At 68.5% G+C, this 18171-nt stretch carries 14 protein-coding genes; 9 read left to right on the top strand and 5 right to left on the bottom strand.

Features of this window, described 5'->3' with window-relative positions; genetic code table 11:
• Positions 1-5: 5 nt before the first annotated feature.
• The 3 genes from gudD to FFI97_RS12310 are packed head-to-tail and all read left to right on the top strand — an operon-like array spanning position 6 to position 4004.
• Positions 6-1367, top strand: a complete 1362-nt coding sequence (gene gudD / locus FFI97_RS12320; protein WP_139706624.1) for a glucarate dehydratase — start codon at positions 6-8, stop codon at positions 1365-1367.
• A 49-nt stretch (positions 1368-1416) separates the two neighbouring features.
• The gene (locus tag FFI97_RS12315; RefSeq protein ID WP_139706622.1) at positions 1417-2514 is read left to right on the top strand and encodes an SMP-30/gluconolactonase/LRE family protein; all 1098 of its coding nucleotides are present in this window, start codon (positions 1417-1419) and stop codon (positions 2512-2514) included.
• Between the two features lie 53 nt (positions 2515-2567).
• Entirely contained in the window at positions 2568-4004 is a 1437-nt protein-coding gene (locus tag FFI97_RS12310; protein ID WP_139706619.1) for an aldehyde dehydrogenase family protein, read from the top strand.
• Between the two features lie 319 nt (positions 4005-4323).
• Here the strand turns inward: FFI97_RS12310 and FFI97_RS12305 are convergent, their stop codons facing one another.
• The gene (locus tag FFI97_RS12305; RefSeq protein WP_139705386.1) at positions 4324-5865 is read right to left on the bottom strand and encodes a glycine betaine ABC transporter substrate-binding protein; all 1542 of its coding nucleotides are present in this window, start codon (positions 5863-5865) and stop codon (positions 4324-4326) included.
• A 110-nt stretch (positions 5866-5975) separates the two neighbouring features.
• Here FFI97_RS12305 and FFI97_RS12300 point away from each other — a divergent pair, with 110 nt between their 5' ends.
• Positions 5976-7034 (top strand): ROK family protein, encoded by a 1059-nt coding sequence (locus FFI97_RS12300; protein WP_139705389.1) that lies wholly within the window; start codon positions 5976-5978, stop codon positions 7032-7034.
• A 10-nt stretch (positions 7035-7044) separates the two neighbouring features.
• On the opposite strand, the gene FFI97_RS12295 is transcribed toward FFI97_RS12300, so the two are convergent.
• The 4 genes from FFI97_RS12295 to FFI97_RS12280 all read right to left on the bottom strand — a co-directional run bounded on the left by FFI97_RS12295 (position 7045) and on the right by FFI97_RS12280 (position 12570).
• A complete protein-coding gene (locus FFI97_RS12295) occupies positions 7045-8808 on the bottom strand; it encodes an Ig-like domain-containing protein (RefSeq protein WP_185993602.1) in 1764 nt (587 codons plus the stop codon).
• A 539-nt stretch (positions 8809-9347) separates the two neighbouring features.
• Positions 9348-10727: a phospholipase D-like domain-containing protein gene (locus tag FFI97_RS12290; RefSeq protein WP_139705391.1), complete on the bottom strand. Its 1380-nt coding sequence runs from the start codon at positions 10725-10727 to the stop codon at positions 9348-9350.
• 25 nt (positions 10728-10752) lie between these two features.
• A complete protein-coding gene (locus FFI97_RS12285; RefSeq protein WP_139705393.1) occupies positions 10753-11421 on the bottom strand; it encodes a glutathione S-transferase family protein in 669 nt (222 codons plus the stop codon).
• Positions 11422-11448: 27 nt separating this feature from the next.
• The gene (locus tag FFI97_RS12280; protein WP_062470629.1) at positions 11449-12570 is read right to left on the bottom strand and encodes a 5-methyltetrahydropteroyltriglutamate--homocysteine S-methyltransferase; all 1122 of its coding nucleotides are present in this window, start codon (positions 12568-12570) and stop codon (positions 11449-11451) included.
• Between the two features lie 145 nt (positions 12571-12715).
• On the opposite strand from FFI97_RS12280, the gene FFI97_RS12275 reads away from it, so the two are divergent.
• From FFI97_RS12275 to FFI97_RS12255, 5 genes are all read left to right on the top strand, one after another.
• Entirely contained in the window at positions 12716-13825 is a 1110-nt protein-coding gene (locus FFI97_RS12275) for an aromatic ring-hydroxylating dioxygenase subunit alpha (RefSeq protein ID WP_139705396.1), read from the top strand.
• On the top strand, positions 13825-14598 hold the full coding sequence (locus tag FFI97_RS12270) for a GntR family transcriptional regulator (protein ID WP_095950656.1): 774 nt from the start codon (positions 13825-13827) through the stop codon (positions 14596-14598). Before FFI97_RS12275 ends, FFI97_RS12270 begins: the two co-directional genes overlap by 1 nt.
• 43 nt (positions 14599-14641) lie before the next feature.
• Entirely contained in the window at positions 14642-15631 is a 990-nt protein-coding gene (locus FFI97_RS12265) for a PDR/VanB family oxidoreductase (protein WP_062470620.1), read from the top strand.
• Positions 15632-15786: 155 nt separating this feature from the next.
• A complete protein-coding gene (locus FFI97_RS12260) occupies positions 15787-16971 on the top strand; it encodes an ABC transporter substrate-binding protein (protein WP_139705399.1) in 1185 nt (394 codons plus the stop codon).
• A gap of 327 nt (positions 16972-17298) precedes the next feature.
• On the top strand, positions 17299-18171 hold the full coding sequence (locus FFI97_RS12255; RefSeq protein WP_056582994.1) for a branched-chain amino acid ABC transporter permease: 873 nt from the start codon (positions 17299-17301) through the stop codon (positions 18169-18171).

Below are 18171 nucleotides of genomic sequence, written 5' to 3'. Positions count from 1 at the left end.
CGAAGATGACCTCTCCTGAATCCGCTGCCTCCCCTATCGTGTCGGGCGCGCCCGTCGTCACCGCCATGCGCGTCGTGCCCGTTGCGGGCCATGACAGCATGCTGATGAACCTCAGCGGCGCGCACGGTCCGTTCTTCACGCGCAACCTGCTGATCCTCACCGACAGCGCCGGCCACACCGGCGTGGGCGAGGTGCCGGGCGGCGAGAAGATCCGCCAGACGCTCGAAGACGCGCGCGACCTCATCGTGGGCCAGCCCATCGGCAACCACAACGCCGTGCTCAACCGCATGCGCAGCGCCTTTGCCGCGCGCGACAGCGGCGGGCGCGGCCTGCAGACCTTCGACCTGCGCGTGACCATCCATGCCGTGACGGCCGCCGAAGCCGCGCTGCTCGACCTGCTGGGCCAGCACCTGGGCGTGCCCGTGGCCGCGCTGCTCGGCGAAGGCCAGCAGCGCGATGCGGTGCAGATGCTCGGCTACCTCTTCTACGTGGGCGACCGCACCAAGACCGACCTGCCGTACGAGTCCGACCCCGGCGCCGACAACGACTGGTTCCGCCTGCGCCACGAAGAGGCGATGACGCCCGAGGCCATCGTGCGGCTGGCTGAGGCCACGCATGCGCGCTACGGTTTCACCGACTTCAAGCTCAAGGGCGGCGTGCTGCGCGGCGAGGAAGAGGTCGAGGCGATCCGCGCGCTGCACGCGCGCTTTCCGCAGGCGCGTGTCACGCTCGACCCGAACGGCGGCTGGCTGCTGGCCGATGCCATCCGCCTGTGTCGCGACCTGCACGGCGTGATGGCGTACGCCGAAGACCCGTGCGGTGCCGAGGGCGTGTTCTCGGGTCGCGAGGTGATGGCCGAGTTCCGCCGCGCCACGGGCCTGCCCACCGCCACCAACATGGTCGCCACCGATTGGCGCGAGATGGTGCACAGCCTTTCGCTGCAGTCGGTCGACATTCCGCTGGCCGACCCGCACTTCTGGACGATGCAGGGCTCGGTGCGCGTGGCGCAGCTGTGCCAGGCCTGGGGCCTGACCTGGGGCTCGCATTCGAACAACCACTTCGACGTGTCGCTCGCGATGTTCACGCACGTGGCCGCGGCGGCACCCGGCAAGGTCACGGCCATCGACACGCACTGGATCTGGCAGGACGGCCAGCGCCTCACGAAGGCGCCGCTGCAGATCGAGGGCGGCCTCGTGCAGGTGCCCACGCGCGGCGGCCTGGGCATCGAGCTCGACATGGCCGAGGTCGAGAAGGCGCACCAGCTGTACCTGAAGCATGGCCTCGGTGCGCGCAATGACGCGCAGGCGATGCAGTTCCTCATTCCGAACTGGACCTTCGACAACAAGCGCCCCTGCATGGTCCGCTGAGCGCCCGGTGCCTTCGTGCGCTGACGGCTGAAACATCCAAGGAGACTGAATGAACAAGCACATGGATCGCCGTCGCCTGCTGCAAGCGGCTGCCGGCTCGGCACTCGGCGCGGTGGCCGCCGCCGCGGGCGCCCAGTCGTTTCCCTACAAGCCGCAGCAGCGGTATCCCGATCCGTCGGTGCTGATCCTCGACCCCAGCTTTGCGAAGTACCGCATCTACAGCAGCACGCTCGAGCAGGTCGGCACCGGCATGCGCTGGGCCGAGGGCCCGGTGTACCTGCCGCGCGAGGGCTACCTCGTGTGCAGCGACATCCCGAACAACAGGCTGATGCGCTACGAGGAGAAGACCGGCGAGTTCAAGGTCCATAAGGCGAACGCCGGCTACTGCAACGGCAACACGCGCGACCGGCAGGGCCGCCTCATCAGCTGCGAGCACTCGGTGACGCGGCGCGTGGTGCGCACCGAATCCGACGGGCGCGTGACCGTGCTGGCCGACCGCTACCAGGGCAAGCGCATGAACTCGCCGAACGACGTGGTCGTGAAATCGGACGACACCGTGTGGTTCACCGACCCGCTCTTCGGCATCTCGGGCACGTGGGAAGGCGAGAAGGCCGCGTCCGAGCAGGCGACGACCAACGTGTACCGCCTCACGCCCGACGGCCAGCTCTCGGCGGTGATCACCGACCTCGTGAACCCGAACGGCCTGGCCTTCTCGCCGGACGAGAAGAAGCTCTACGTCGTCGAATGGAAGGGCACGCCCAACCGCAGCCTCTGGAGCTACGACGTGGGGGCCGATGGCAGCGTGTCGAACAAGCTGAAGCTCATCGACGGCACGGGCGCCGCGGCGCTCGATGGCTTTCGCGTCGACCGCGACGGCAATCTCTGGATGGGCTGGGGCTGGAACGGCGCCGTCGCTCCCGAACCCATCGATGCCGGCAACGGCATGAAGGTCTATCAGCCGCAGGCGAAATCCGAAGACCTCGATGGCGTCAAGATCTTCAATGCGCAAGGCAAGCCCATCGGTTTCATCCGCCTGCCCGAACGCTGTGCAAACCTCACCTTCGGCGGCCCCAAGAACAACCGCCTCTACATGGCGGCCAGCCATTCGCTGTACGCCCTCTACGTGGAGTCCGAAGGCGCCACCTAGCCTTGGGACTTTTCCAACCTCCTCACCGCAACACGCACACAAGGACATCGACGATGACTGAATTCAACAACCTCATCAACGGCGAATGGCTGGCCGGCCAAAGCTACAGCCCCAACATCAACCCCAGCAACCTGGCCGACGTGCTGGGCCAGTACACGCAGGGCGACAAGGGCCAGGTCGATGCGGCCGTGGCCGCCGCCACCGCCGCTTTCCCCGCCTGGGCGATGGGCAGCATCCAGGCGCGCTCCGATGCGCTCGACAAGATCGGCACCGAGATCCTGGCGCGCAAGGAAGAGCTGGGCACGCTGCTGGCGCGCGAAGAAGGAAAGACCAAGGCCGAAGGCATCGGCGAGGCCACGCGCGCGGGGCAGATCTTCAAGTTCTTCGCGGGCGAGTGCCTGCGCCTGTCGGGCGAGGTGCTGCCGTCAGTGCGGCCGAACATCGGCGTGGAGATCACGCGCGAGCCGGTGGGCGTGGTCGGGCTCATCACGCCGTGGAACTTCCCCATCGCCATTCCCGCCTGGAAGATCGCGCCCGCATTGGCTTTTGGCAACTGCGTGGTGCTCAAGCCCGCCGACCTCGTGCCGGGCTGCGCCTGGGCGCTGGCTGAGATCATCAGCCGCTCGGGCATTCCGGCCGGCGTGTTCAACCTCGTGATGGGGCGCGGCAGCGTGATCGGCGATGCGCTGGTCAACCATCCCGGCATCCACGCGATCAGCTTCACGGGCTCGGTGGGCGTGGGCCGCAACATCGCGATCCAGTGCGTCACCAACCACAAGAAGGTGCAGCTCGAAATGGGCGGCAAGAACCCGCAGGTGGTGCTCGACGACGCCGACCTCGCGCAGGCCGTGGAGCTCAGCGTGCAGAGCGCGTTCTACTCGACCGGCCAGCGCTGCACGGCGTCGAGCCGCCTCATCGTGACCGAAGGCATCTATCCGAAGTTCATCGAGGCGATGAAGGCGCGCATGGCGAAGATCAAGGTCGGCGATGCGCTGGCGCAGGGCACGGACGTGGGGCCGGTCTCGTCGAAGTCACAGCTCGACCAGGACATGGAATACGTCGCCATCGGCAAGGGCGAGGGCGCCACGCTGGCGGCCGGCGGCGAACTGCTGAAGCTGGAGACGGACGGCTACTACATGTCGCCGGCGCTGTTCAGCGAGTCCGCCGCGAACATGCGCATCAACCGCGAGGAGGTATTCGGGCCGGTGGCGAGCGTGATCCGTGTGAAGAACTACGAAGAAGCGCTGGCGACGGCGAACGACACCGAGTTTGGTCTCTCGGCCGGCATTGCGACGACCTCGCTGAAGTACGCGACGCACTTCAAGCGGCACAGCCAGGCGGGCATGGTGATGGTGAACCTGCCGACGGCGGGGGTGGACTATCACGTGCCGTTCGGTGGTCGCAAGGGATCGAGCTATGGACCGAGAGAGCAGGGCAAGTACGCGCAGGAGTTCTTCACGACGGTGAAGACGGCTTACACGTTGGCCTAACGCCTCTTTCTGAATTGTTGGAAGCCCCCAGTCGGGGGCTTTTTTACGCCTGTGTTTTTCGGGGCGCGTGCGCAGGCCACCGGGTACTTCCCTCCGCGAATGTCCCCCGGCCTTCGGCCTCCTCCTTGATTTCGCTGCGGGAAGCACCCAGTGTCCTGCGCACGGGAAGCGGCGGTGGTGCGCAGCCCATCAACGACCGCACTGAACACGCTCACGTCGATGCGGTGCCTTGCGCAGCGAAATCAAGGAGGAGGGCGAAGCCCGGGGGACATTCGCGAAGCAAGGCACCGCGTCGGCGGGAGCGTCGCCCCGAAACAGCTCAGGCCAATGGCGCCCTGCGGCTGCGACGCATCAGGAACTCGATCAGTTCGAAGACCCCTTCACTGATCAGCGCCATCGCGGCAGCCGGCAACGCACCCGCCATCAACAGCTCGCGATCGTTGAGTGCCAGCCCCGTCACGATGCGCTCACCGAAACCACCTGCGCCGATGAAAGCCGCGATGGTGGCCGTGCCGATGGCGATCGCAGTGGCGGTTCGCACGCCCGCCAGCAGCGTGGGCAATGCAAGAGGCAGCAGCACCAACTGAAGGCTCTGCGGCGGCGTCATGCCCAGCGCGGTGCCGGCCAGTCGAAGTCCGTTCGGCACTTCGGCCAGCCCGGTCACGGTGTTGCGCATGATCGGCAGCAGCGAATACAGCGTGAGCGCGATGAGCGCGGGCAGGGCGCCGATGGCGCCAAGCAACGAGATCAGCACCGCGAGCAGCGCCAGCGAGGGCACGGTCTGCATCACGCTCGCAAAGCCCAGCACCACGGCGCGCAGCCGCAGGTGCGGAAACACGAGGATCGCGAGCGGCACGCCGATGAGGATGGCCACGCCGACCGACACCGCCACCAGCAGCAGATGCTGGCGCGCGAGCGGCCAGAGGTCGGGACCGAAGAGCTTGGCCGTGAAGCCGCGCGCAGCGCTCGGCGGCGTCTTGCCGTCTTTCGTGGCGCCGGCGAGGAAGTCGCGCGCGATGGTGTCGAAGCGCACGCCCTGCAGTTCGGCGCGTGCGTTCATCGCGATCATGGCGTGCTCGTCGATCTTGCCTTCGAGCGCCTGCAATGCGGCCCAAGCCTTCGGCAGCCGCGCGGGCAGGTCGAGGCGGTAGAGCACCACGGCGTCATAGCGCGGAAAGTACTGCTTGTCGTCCACCAGCACGCGCAGGCCGAGGTGGTCGATCTTGGCGTCGGTGGTGTAGATGTCGATGGCGTCGATCTGCTTGGCCGTCATCGCTTCGTAGGCCAGGCCGTGGTCGAGCCCGGTGGGCGTCTGCGTGAAGCCGTAGCGCGCGGCCAGGCCCTTCCAGCCGTCGGCGCGGCCGATGAATTCGTTCGACAGCCCGATGCGCAGCTCGGGGTGCTTGGCGAGGTCGCTCAGCGTGCGCAGCCCGAGCTTGTCGGCGTCGGCGGCGCGCACGGCCAGCGCGTAGCCGTCGTTGAAGCCCAGCGGAATCGCCACGCCGAGGCCGAGCGGTGCGAGCGCGGCGTTCATGGCCTCGCGCGTGTCGGCGGGCGAGCCCTTGAGGATCTCGAGCGCGATGGTGCCGGTGTATTCGGCGTACAGGTCGATGGCGCCTGAACGCAGCGCTTCGTAGACGATGGCCGTGTTGCCCAGCCCCTGGCGCACGACGGGCGGCGATGCAGTGTGCGGCGCGGCGGTCTGTGCCAGCACCTCGGCCAGGATGTACGACTCGGTGAAGCGCTTGGAGCCGACGCGCAGCGTCTCGTCGGCGGCCTGCGCGCGGGGTGCGGCGGCGGCCAGCCAGAGCATCGCGAAAAGCCACAGGGCGGGGTGCCAGAAGCTGCGAGGCAGGTGCATCCGGGTCAGTGTATCGGCATCGCCGCGCCCGCTGTACCCGTCCGTCTCCTACACGCCGTGGTGCGCGAAGCCGATGCGCCCGGGCCGTGCGGCGGCCCATAGTGGCCGTCATGAAAAAAACCAGGCACGCGCCCCCCGGTCCCGACATCCACGGCCTGCGCGAGCTGCCCGGCCTGCGCGTGGACGGCTACAGCCTGCAGCTGCGCGACAAGGACGGCTTCGTCGGCGACCAGGCCAGCCAGACGGCGTTTCGCGAACTGCTCGAACGCTGGCGCAAGCGGCGCCGCAAGACCGGGCGCGACCCGCTGGGCGCGGCCCATTCGCGCGACCTGAGCAAGAAGCAGCTCGACCGCGCGCTGCAGGAAAAGACCGCCACGGCCGCCGGCGACGTGATGCATGGCGCCATCGAGGAATTCGCGGAAGAGCTGGCCTTCGTGGTCCAGCGCTTCGTGCGCCAGCCCTCGTGGCGCAAGATGCAGCGCATCGTGGTCGGCGGCGGCTTTCCCGAGAGCGACGTGGGCGAGCGCGCGATCCTGGAGGCGGGCGCGATGCTCGAAGACCTGGGCGTGCATGTGCAGCTGGGCCGGCTGTCGCACAACGTCGACGACGGCGGGCTGATCGGCTGGGCGCACCTGACGCCGCCCGCACTGTTGAAGGGGCACGACGCGATTCTTGCGGTGGACATCGGCGGCACCAACGTGCGCTGCGGCATCGTGAAGACGCGCCACCGCAAGGCGCCGGACTTCTCACGCGCGAAAGTGGTCAAGCGCGAGAAGTGGCGCCACGCCGACGACGGCCCGAACCGCAGCCACATGGTCGAACGCATCGCCGACATGCTCGAGGACATGGTCGTCTACGCCGAGCGCCGCAAGATCCGGCTCGCGCCCTTCATCGGCATCGGCTGCCCGGGGCTGATCCGCTCCGACGGCTCGATCGCGCGCGGCGCGCAGAACCTGCCGGGCGACTGGGAGAGCCGGGCCTTCCACCTGCCGGCCGCGCTGTGGCGGCGGCTGCCGATCATCGGCTCGGGCGCGACGCTGGTGCTCATGCACAACGACGCGGTGGTGCAGGGCCTGAGCGAGCTGCCCTTCATGCGCGACGTGCGCCACTGGGGCGTGCTGACCATCGGCACCGGGCTGGGCAACGCCAGCTTCACGAACCGGCGTTGAGCGCTACCTCTTACAGGTCTTCGGGCCGCCACTCCGCGCCGACGCGCGCAGTGGCCGAGGTGGTGGCGACGTTGCTCGCCGCATCGGTGGCGCGCAGCTCGATGTTGGCCAGGCCCGCGCGCGCGGGCGTCCAGCTGCAGGCGTAGGGCGCGGCGCGCAGCGCGCAGACGGTCTTGCCGTCGACGATGAAGACCAGCTCGGCCACGCCGACATCGTCGGTCGCGCTGCCCGACAGCCGCACCGGCAGGCCGGCGGCCGACGCCGCCATGGGCGGCACGTTCAGCGTCACCGTCGGCGCGGTGGTGTCGGCGGGCGCGCGCACGATCACCTGCGCCGACGCGACCTCGGCATTGCCCGCCGCGTCGATGGCGATCACGCGAATGATCTGCACGCCCGGCGCAGTCGGCGTCCAGTGGCAGGTGTAGGGCGGGGCGGTGAAGGTGCAGATCGGCAGGCTGTCGGTGCCGATCACCTTCACGCCGAAGACGCTGACGTTGTCGACCGCCACGGGCGCCAGCGCCACGGGCTGGCCCACGGTCGCCATCGCGGGCGCGGCCAGGGACACGGCCGGCTTCTGGCTGTCGGGCACGCCCAGCGGCAGGTCGATGGTGAAGGCCGCCTGCCCCTGCACCGCCTTCTGCTCGAAGGCATCGAAGATGGTGAACCAGGTGGCGCCCGGCGCGCGGCCCGGGGCCTGGGCCTTCACGAGCAGCGTGGTCTTGCCGACGGCGAAGCAGCTGAAGCCGCAGCGCCAGTCGAAGACGAAACGGCCGTCGGCGTTGGTCGTGCCCTGCGCGATAGGCTCCAGCGGCTTGCCGGCACCCGGGTCGCGCCACACCGACACCGGCGCGCCGGCCAGCGCGGCGCCGCTCTCGCGCTCGGTCACGCGCACCTGCGTGGCGGTGGTCGCGGCCATGAACTTCGAGCTGCCGAGCTTGGGCCAGTCGCGCCAGTCGGTGTTGATCTGTGCTTTGGTGCCTTCGGTGAAGCGGATCAGGCCGAGCGTGGCGACGCGGTTGGCGGCCGGGTCGTAGCGCTGCTCGAACACGGTGCCCAGCAGCGGATCGAGGCGCCAGTGCTGGCGCGTCCACCAGTAGCGGTCGGTGTGCTTCACGAGGGCGAGGTCGCTGGCGGGCGCGGTCTCGGTGGTGTCGGCGACGGCGATGGCGTTGTAGTACTCGCCGGAGCCGGCGCCGAACACGTGCTCCAGCTCGTGCAGCAGGGTCTTGAGCTGGCGGCCGAGGTAGTCCTTCTCGGTGGACTCGGGCGCGGCCGGCGTGATGGCGCGCGACAGGCGCAGCGGGTCGTGGATGGCGGTCCAGTTCAGGTTCCAGGTCACGCCGGTGGGCGGGAAGGTGGTGCTGGTGGTCAGGCCGCCGTGGCTGTAGCCGCGCTTCGAGGGGCCGACGCACAGCACGATCTCGCCGCCCGCCACGCCGTTGAAGCCGCAGGGCGGCGCCGCGCCGGGCGCGACGACCTGCAGGTCTTTCGCAGGGTCGAAGGTGAAGCTGCGCACGGTCTCGCGCTGGAACACGGTGTTGAGGTCGGCCACGTACTGCGCGAGCCGGCGGCCGGCCTCGGGCGCGCCGATGTCGGCCGCCAGTTGCGGGTCGATGAAGAAGCGCAGGCGGTGCACGCTCGGCGTGGCGCGGCCGACTTCGTTCAGGGCCGCCCAGGTCGGGGCGGCGGACAACGGCAGCAGCAGGGCCCAAACGACAGGCAAGGCTGCGCCCAGCCGGCGCGCGAGCGCCAGCAGCGAATCAATGAAAGGCATCGATTTTTCTCCCCGTGCTCAGGGGAATCCGGCAGTGATCGACAACAAAGGGGACCGCTTCGGGCCGCGCGAAGGTGTCGCCCGGCGCCCAGCGCACAGACCCCGCGGCGACCGCCTTTGCCGGTCACGCTCCTGCATCGCATCGAGGTCGCCGAAGGCGATACGCCCTGACGGACGCCGATGCTTCTGAAGTGCGGGGGGACTACTGGTTGCTCATTCAGTGCAGAGGGCGGGCGGACCGCTCATTCCTCCCCACGATGTGGTAACAATCAGTGAACCTTTATCTTAATTTCTGGGCTCGTAGGAAGGGAACTGGCCTCGCTGTAGTGGTGCCTGTTATTTGGGCACTTTCTCACGACAACGGCGGTACGAATGGCGCTTCGGTGGGCCCCATGAGGCCGGGCCGGAGCGGGCTGCCCCGCAATGCAGGGGGCTCCGGAAGAACGGTCATCCACCGGAACCGGTGGCGATTCTAGTGTGAATGTTCAATTGGTTGCAATTGTGTTGCATTCGTGCATCTTGGGCGATGCACCGCCCACCTACAGCTGGAAGGCGACGGTCAGCAGCAGCCCTTCGGCCACGTCGCGCAGCAGCCCCGGGCGCCGCGCGCGGTAGGGCTCGCCGGCCGAGGCGGTGGTCTCGATCCATTCGGCCAGCCATTCGATGTCGTCGTGGCCGTAGAACACCACCGCCGCCTCGTGGTTCAGCAGCAGGCTGCGCAGGTCGAGGTTGATCGAGCCGCACATCGCCAGTTCGTCGTCGACCACCACGGCCTTGGCGTGGGCCATGAAGGGCAGCATGCGAAAGCTCACGCCCGCGCGCGCCAGGTCGCGCATGGCGCGTGCGCGCACGAAGTCGGCCAGCCGGTGGTTCGACTGCGCGGGCATCGCGATGGTCACCTGCACACCGCGCCGCGCGGCGAGCCGCAGCGCGTCGCGCAGGCCGTCGCCGGGCACGAAGTAGGGCGTGATCGCGAGGATGCGGTGCTCGGCGCGAAAGCAGGCGTCGATGAGCAGCGCGTGCGCCGTGTCCTCGGTCTGGTCGGGGCCGCTCGGCAGGAACTGGGCCATCGCGCAGCCGGGCCCTGCGGGCACGTCGGCGGCGGTGATGGCGCGCGCCTTGCGCCCGCGCACCGAGCTCCAGTCGTGGTCGAACTGGCGCGCGGCGGCGGCGGCCACGCTGCCGTGCAGGTCGAAGGACAGGTCGTGCCAGGCTTCGGGGTGCTTGTCGTTGCCGGAGAAGTACTCGCCCGCGAGGTTGCGCCCGCCCGACCACAGCCAGCGGTCGTCGGCGATGGTGAGCTTGCGGTGGTTGCGCAGGTTGCGCGGCCCGATGCGGCGCAGGCTGAAGAAGGGGCGGAACACCGCCACCTCGCCCCCCGCCGCGCGCAGCCGGTCGAAGTGATGGCGCGGCAGCGAGAGCGCGCCGAAGCCGTCGAGCAGCACGCGCACCTTGACGCCCTCGCGCGCGCGCTGCGCGAGCCGCGCCAGCACGGCGTGGCCGAGCGCGTCGTCGCCGATGATGAAGGTGCACACGTCCAGGCGCTGGCGCGCACCGTCGATCACCTCGAACAGCGCCTCGCGCGCGGCCTCGCCGTCGGCGTGCATGCGGATCGCGCAGCGCCCGGGCGGCGCCAGGCCGAAGCTCTCGATCAGGTCGGCCGCCCAGTGGCCCGGCGGCAGCGAACGCGGCGGCCGGGGCGCGCCGGCCGGGCGCAGCTTGCGCTGGCCGAACAGCAGGTACATCGGCAGGATCACGTACGGCATGAGCACCAGCCCCATGACCCACGCGATGGCGGTGGTGGGGGCGCGCTGCTCGCGGCGCGTGCGCGTGGTCAGCACATAGACCAGCAACGCGAAAGTGACGACAAGAAAATGCTGCGAAGGGGAGGGCAGCCAGTCGAAGAGGGTGTCCGGCATGGGCGGGTGATGCCTCGGTGCCCGCTCAGCGCTGCAAGAAGGCCGGCACGCCGCGCCCTTGCGAAGCCAGGAACCGCATCATCGGATCGACCACCGCGCGCACCGCGGGCCGCGCGCCCACGCGCTCGCGCCAGGCCACGAGGCGCGGCGTGGCATCGGTCATGCCGGCGCCCTTGCGGTCGGCAAACACATGCGCCATGTAGAAGGCGATGTCGGCGAAGGAGTAGGGGCCGGCCAGGTATTCGCGCGTGGCGAGCAGGCCTTCCATCTCTTCGTAGAAGCGCGCGCAGCCGGCACATGCGGCGACGGCCGGCGCGCTCTGCATGGCGTCTTGCAGGCCGAAGAGCTTGATGACGTTGGGGAAGAACACCTCGTCCGACTTCTGCTCCAACTGCCGCGCGCGGGCCCGGTCGGCAATGCCTTCGGGCCACAGCGCGGGCTGCGGGTAGCGATCTTCGAGGTACTCGAAGATCTGCGTCGAATCGAACAGCGCCACCTCGTCGTCGACCAGCACCGGCACCTGCTGCTTCACCGGGTTCACGCGCAGCACCTCGGGGTGCTTGGGCTCGTAGGCGTCGTCGGTGGTGAACGGCACCATGGTGAGCTCGAAAGTGATGCCTTTTTCGTACGCGGCGATCTGCACCTTTGCGCCGAACATGCTGAGGGGGCCGGAGTAAATCTGCGTCGTCGTCATGCCCCCGACTTCAACAGAAACCGCGCGTCAGGTCGAGCCCCAGACTTCCTGCGCGGTTTCGACGACAAGGCGCAGCTTGTTGCGCTGCGCTTCGACGGCGATGTTGTTGCCGTGCACCGTGCTGGAGAAGCCGCACTGCGGCGACAGCGCGAGCTGGTCGAGCGAGGCGTACTTGCTCGCGTCCTCGATGCGGCGCTTGAGTTCGTCCTTGTCTTCCATCTCGCCGAACTTCGTGGTCACGAGGCCGAGCACCACCGTCTTGCCCTTGGGCAGGTAGCGCAGCGGCTTGAAGTCGCCCGAGCGGGCGTCGTCGTACTCCATGAAGTAGGCGTCGAGGTCCATTTCCTTCAGCAGCGCCTCGGCCACCGGCTCGTAGTTGCCGGCCGCGGCGTGCGTGCTCTTGAAGTTGCCGCGGCACAGGTGCATGGCCAGCAGCATGCCCGGCGGCTTCTGCGCCACCACCTTGTTGATGAAGGCTGCATAGCGGTGCGGCAGCTCGTTCGGGTCGTCCCCGCGCTTGCGGGCGGCTTCGCGCATGTGCTCGTCGCACAGGTAGGCGAGGTTGGTGTCGTCCATCTGCACGTAGGTGCAGCCGGCCGCGGCCAGCGAGCGCAGCTCGTCGCCATAGGCCTTGGCCACGTCGTCGTAGAACACGGGGTCGAGCTCGGGGTACGCGTCCTTGCTGATGCCGGCGCGCCCGCCACGGAAGTGCAGCATCGTCGGCGAGGGGATCGTCACCTTCGGCGTGCGGCCGGCCGAGACCTGGCTCTTGAGGTACTGGAAGTCGGCGAGCTGGATGTCCTTCACGTGGCGCACCTTGTCGATCACGCGCATCGCGGGCGGCGCCAGTTCCTCGGTGCCGTCGGGGCGGCGGATGGTGACCGGGATGTCGGTCTTCACGCCGCCGAGCTGGTCGAGGAAATCGATGTGGAAGTAGGTGCGGCGGAACTCGCCGTCGGTGATGCTTTTCAGGCCGATGTCTTCCTGGAAGCGGACGATCTCGGTGATGGCCTTGTCTTCGACCTCGCGCAGTTGCTCGGGCGTGATCTGGCCCTTGGCTTTCTGCTCGCGGGCTTCGAGCAGGTACTGCGGGCGCAGGAAGCTGCCCACGTGGTCGTAGCGGGCGGGCAGGGCGGCATGCTGGGACATGGAATGAACTCCGTCGTGACTGTGAACGAGCGGAATCCTAGCGCCTTCGTGAAAAGCCTGTTTGTATACGTATACGTCAGTATTTACCCTCGAATAAGGGGTTTCATGCTGGAATTTCTCGTTGTTCTGTATACATTGCGTATTCATGAAGACGCCCACGACCGCCTTTCCGTTCAACGCCTGGTATGCCGCCGCCTACGACGTCGAAGTGCGTCACGCGCTGCTGCCACGCACCATCTGCAACCAGAAAGTGGTGCTGTTCCGCCGCACCGACGGCCAGGTGGCCGCGCTCGAAGACGCCTGCTGGCACCGGCTGATGCCGCTGTCGCTGGGCCGCCTCGAGGGTGACGAGCTGGTCTGCGGCTACCACGGCCTGGTCTACAACAGCCAGGGTCGCTGCACCCACATGCCGAGCCAGGAAACGCTCAACCCCTCGGCCTGCGTGCGCAGCTTTCCGGTGGTCGAGAAGCACCGCTTCGTGTGGATCTGGCCCGGCGACCCGGCCAAGGCCGACCCGGCGCTGGTGCCCGACATGCACTGGAACGACGACCCGGCCTGGGCCGGCGACGGCAAGATGATCCGCGTCAACTGCGACTACCGCCTCGTGGTCGACAACCTCATGGACCTCACGCACGAGACCTTCGTGCACGGCTCGTCCATCGGCAACCGCGAGGTGGCCGAGGCGCCCTTCGTGGCCACGCACGGCGACCGCTCGGCCACCGTCACGCGCTGGATGGAGAACATCGACGCGCCGCCGTTCTGGGGCAACCAGATCCGCCACGCGCGCGGCTACACGGGCAAGGTCGACCGCTGGCAGATCATCCGTTTCGAAGGCCCGTGCACGGTGAACATCGACGTCGGCGTGGCCGAGGCGGGCAGCGGCGCGGTGCCGTCGAACGACAACGCCGGCGACCGCAGCAAGGGCGTCAACGGTTATGTGCTCAACACCATCACGCCCGAGACCGACAAGACCTGCCTGTACTTCTGGGCCTTCGCGCGCAACTACTGCCTGGGCGAGCAGCGCCTCACGCACGAGCTGCGCGAGGGCGTCTCGGGCATCTTCCGCGAGGACGAGATCGTGCTCGAGGCGCAGCAGAAAGCCATCGACGAGCACCCCGACCACCAGTTCTACAACCTCAACATCGACGCCGGCTCGATGTGGGCGCGCCGCCTCATCGACCGCATGATCGAGAAGGAGCGGCCCGCGCGCGCCGCGATCCCGATCCGTCCCGCCCCAGAGAGCCAGGCCGCGTGATGAAGGTCGCCACCGTCTCTCCCGCCGAGCCCGGCGACAGCGGCAGCTCGCAGGCCGTGAAGGCGCAGCTGCGGCTGCGCGAAATGATCCTGGCGGGCGAGCTGCCCGGCGGCGCGCGCATCGCCGAGGTCGCCATCTCCGAACAGCTCGGCGTGTCGCGCACCCCGGTGCGCAGCGCGCTCATGCGCCTCGAACAGGAAGGCCTGCTCGAAGCCCTGCCCAATGGCGGCTATGCGGTGCGCACCTTTTCCGAACGCGACGTGGCCGACGCGATCGAACTGCGCGGCACGCTCGAAGGCCTCGTGGCGCGGCTGGCGGCCGAGCGCGGCGCGGCGCCCGTGGTGCTGCGCGAAGCGCGCGCCTGCCTCGCGCGCATCGACGAACTGCTGCGCGAGCCCGCGCTCGACGACGCGGCCTTCTCGCGCTACGTGACGCACAACGAGAAATTCCATGCGCTGCTGTGCGAGATGGCGGGCAGCCCGGTCATCGCGCAGCAGCTGGAGCGCGTGGTCAACCTGCCGTTCGCCTCGCCCTCGGGCTTCGTCATCGTGCAGGCCAATTCGCCGGCCGCGCGCGACATGCTCGTGATCGCGCAAGACCAGCACCTGCAGGTGCTCGACGCCATCGAGTCCGGCGAGGGCTCGCGCGCCGAGGCGCTGATGCGCGAGCACAGCCGCATCGCGCGGCGCAACCTGCGCGAGGCGCTGCACGGCACGCCGAGCGCCGAGCAGCGTCCGCTGCCGGGTGTGCAACTGATCCGCCGTCGCGGCTGATCGACGACTTCTTTTTTCTTTCTTTCCCCGCTGGTGTTCCCCGATGAAAAGCGATCTTCAATGGATGCAGGCGCAGGTGGTGGCGCTGCGCGACGTCACGCCCACCGTGCGCGAGTTCACGCTGCGCCCCGACACCGACTTCGTCGCCGCGCATGAGCCCGGCGCCCACCTGCAGGTGCAGGTGATGACCGAGCAGGGCCGCGTGCAGACGCGCTCGTACTCGCTGGTGGGCGAGGGCGACGGCAGCTGCTGGCGCATCGCCGTCAAGCGGCTGGACGACGGCCGTGGCGGCTCGCGCGCGATGTGGCGGCTGGCCGAGGGCGACCGGCTGCAGGTGAGCGCGCCACAGAACCACTTTCCGCTCGACCTCGCGGCGCCCGGCTACCTGCTGGTGGCCGGCGGCATCGGTATCACGCCGCTGGTGCTGATGGCGCAGCGCCTGGGCGCGCTGGCCCGACGCCGCGGCGTGCCGGTGGCCATGCTGTACGGCGCGCGCCACGCGGGCGAGTTCGGCTACCTCGACACCCTGCGCGACGCGCTGGGCGAGGCCGGCGTGCAGGCGCACGAAGGCGCCGCGCCCATCGACTTCGACGCCGCCATCGCCGCGCTGCCGCCCGGCGGCCAGCTCTACACCTGCGGCCCGGTGCCGATGCTCGAGGCCGTCAAGCGCGCCTGGGCCGCGGCCGGCCGGCCGCTCGCCGACCTGCGTTTCGAAACCTTCGGCAGCAGCGGCCGGCTTGCGACGCAGGCCTTCACCGTGCGCATTCCGCGCCACGACCTGTCGATCACCGTGCCGGCCGACTGCACTTTGCTCGACGCGCTCGATGCGGCCGGCGTGCAGACCCTGTCGGACTGCAAGCGCGGCGAGTGCGGCCTGTGCGCCATGGACGTGCTGGCCGTGGACGGCGAAGTCGATCATCGCGACGTGTTCCTGAGCCCGCACGAGAAGCAGGCGACCACGCGCATCTGCGCCTGCGTGTCACGCGCCGTGGGTACGCTCACGCTCGATTCCGCGTACCGCCCGGACCGTTGAAAACATCGGCTGCGCGATCATCGCGCAACCATTCGACTGATCGCGCAACAAAGACCCGTGCGGCGGGCGGGTAGGTGGTTGCCTGCTCCGTCAATTGTTGCGAATTGTTCAAAATACGCCCGGTTTCGCGTTCCGTCCCTCAAAGGAAAAATTCCATGCAAAGACGCCATCTCATCCAGACCGCCGGCCTTTCGGCGATTGCGCTCGCCACCGCGCTGTCGCTGCCTGTGGCCAGCGCCCAGGACAACAAGTTCAAGATCGGCCTGATCCTGCCGATGACGGGGCAGTCGGCCTCCACCGGCCGCCAGATCGAGGCCGCCGCGCGCCTGTACATGGCACAGAACGGCGACACCGTGGCCGGCAAGAAGGTCGAGCTGATCGTGAAGGACGACACCGGCCTGCCCGATGTGACCAAGCGCCTGGCGCAGGAGCTCATCGTCAACGACAAGGTCAACGTGATCGCCGGCTTCGGCATCACCCCGGCCGCGCTGGCCGCCGCGCCGTTGGCCACGCAGTCGAAGACGCCGCAGGTCGTGATGGCCGCGGCCACCTCGAGCATCACCGAGGCCTCGCCCTACATCGTGCGCAGCAGCTTCACGCTGCCGCAGGTGTCGGTGGTGATGGGCGACTGGGCGCCCAAGAACGGCGTGAAGTCGGTGGTCACGCTGGTCACCGACTACGGCCCCGGCAACGACGCCGAGAAGTTCTTCAGCGAGCGCTTCCAGCTCAACGGCGGCAAGGTGCTCGAGAAGCTGCGCGTGCCACTGCGCAACCCCGACTTCGCGCCGTTCCTGCAGAAGGTGCGCGACGCCAAGCCCGACGCGCTGTTCGTCTTCGTGCCCTCGGGCGCGGGCGCGGCGGTGATGAAGCAGTTCCTGGAGCGCGGCATGGACAAGGCCGGCATCAAGATGATCGCCACCGGCGACGTGACGGATGACGATCAACTGAACGACATGGGCGACGGCGCGCTGGGCGTGGTCACCTCGCATCACTACTCGGCCGCGCACCCCTCGGCGCTGAACAAGAAGTTCGTCGAGGCCTTCCAGAAAGCCAACCCCAAGATGCGCCCCAACTTCATGGCCGTGGGCGGCTATGACGGCATGCGCGTGATCTACGAAGCCCTGAAGACCACCAAGGGCCAGGGCGGCGGCGAAGCGCTGCTGGCGGCCATGAAGGGCCAGGTCTTCGAGAGCCCGCGCGGCCAGGTGCTGATCGACGCGCAGACGCGCGACATCGTGCAGGACGTGTACCTGCGCAAGGTTGAAAAGAAGGACGGGCAGCTCTACAACGTCGAGTTCGACGTGCTCAAGGGCGTGAAGGACCCGGGTAAAGCCAAGTAATTTCGCTTCGCCGGTGGGAACGTTGCCGTTCAGGGCGGCGCTCCCGCCGACGGGGTGCCTTGCTCCGCGAATGTCCCCCGCCCTTCGGGCTCCTCCTTGATTTCGCTGCGCAAGGCACCCCGCCGACGTGAGCGTGTTCAGAGCGGTTGTTGATCGGCCGCGCACCACCGCCGCGTCCCGTGCGCAGGGCACTGGGTGCTTCCCGCAGCGAAATCAAGGAGGAGGGCGAAGCCCGGGGGACATTCGCGGAGGGAAGTACCCAGTGCCCTGTGCACGCACCCCGAATAGCAGCATCCTGAACGACCGCACCAGACCCAGACAACCGACATGCTGACCATTCTTTTCGACGGCATCGCCTACGGCATGCTGCTCTTCGTCCTCGCCGTGGGGCTGGCCGTGACGCTCGGGCTGATGAACTTCATCAACCTCGCGCACGGTGCCTTCGCCATGGCGGGCGGCTATCTCACCGTGTTCGCGATGCAGAAGTTCGGCGTGCCGTTCCTGGCCTGCCTGCCGCTCGCGTTCATCGTCGTCGCGCTGGCCGGCGCGCTGCTGGAGCGCACGCTCTACCGGCCGATGTACGGCAAGCCGCACCTGGACCAGGTGCTGTTTTCCATCGGGCTGGCGTTCATGGCCGTCGCGGCCGTCGACTACTTCGTCGGCTCGTCGCAGCAGAACCTGCAGCTGCCCGAGTGGCTGCGCGGGCGCAGCGAATTCGGCGACGGCGCGTTCCTGCTGGGCATGGGCCACTACCGCATCTTCATCATCGCCGTGTGCGCCGTGCTCACCGTGGTGCTGCAGCTCATCCTCTCGAAGACCCGCTTCGGCAGCCGCCTGCGCGCCGCCGTCGACGACCCGCGCGTGGCCGCCGGCCTGGGCATCAACGTCAACATCGTGTTCCTGCTGACCTTCGCCGTGGGCTCCGGCCTGGCCGGGCTGGGCGGTGCGCTGGGCGCGGAAATCCTCGGGCTCGACCCGACCTTCCCGCTCAAGTACATGATCTATTTCCTCATCGTCGTCTCGGTCGGCGGCACCTCGTCGATCACCGGGCCGCTCGCCGCCGCGCTGCTGCTCGGCATTGCCGACGTGGCCGGCAAGTACTTCATTCCGAAGATGGGCGCCTTCACTGTCTACCTGCTCATGATCCTGATCCTCATGTGGCGGCCCCAGGGCCTGTTCACGCGCAAGGGAGGCCGTTGA

It is taken from the genome of Variovorax sp. KBS0712 (assembly GCF_006323185.2).
GTDB classification, from domain to species: Bacteria; Pseudomonadota; Gammaproteobacteria; order Burkholderiales; family Burkholderiaceae_C; genus Variovorax; species Variovorax boronicumulans.
The sequence above is the reverse complement of the archived record's forward strand: the minus strand, read 5'-3'. Positions and strand labels throughout refer to the sequence as shown.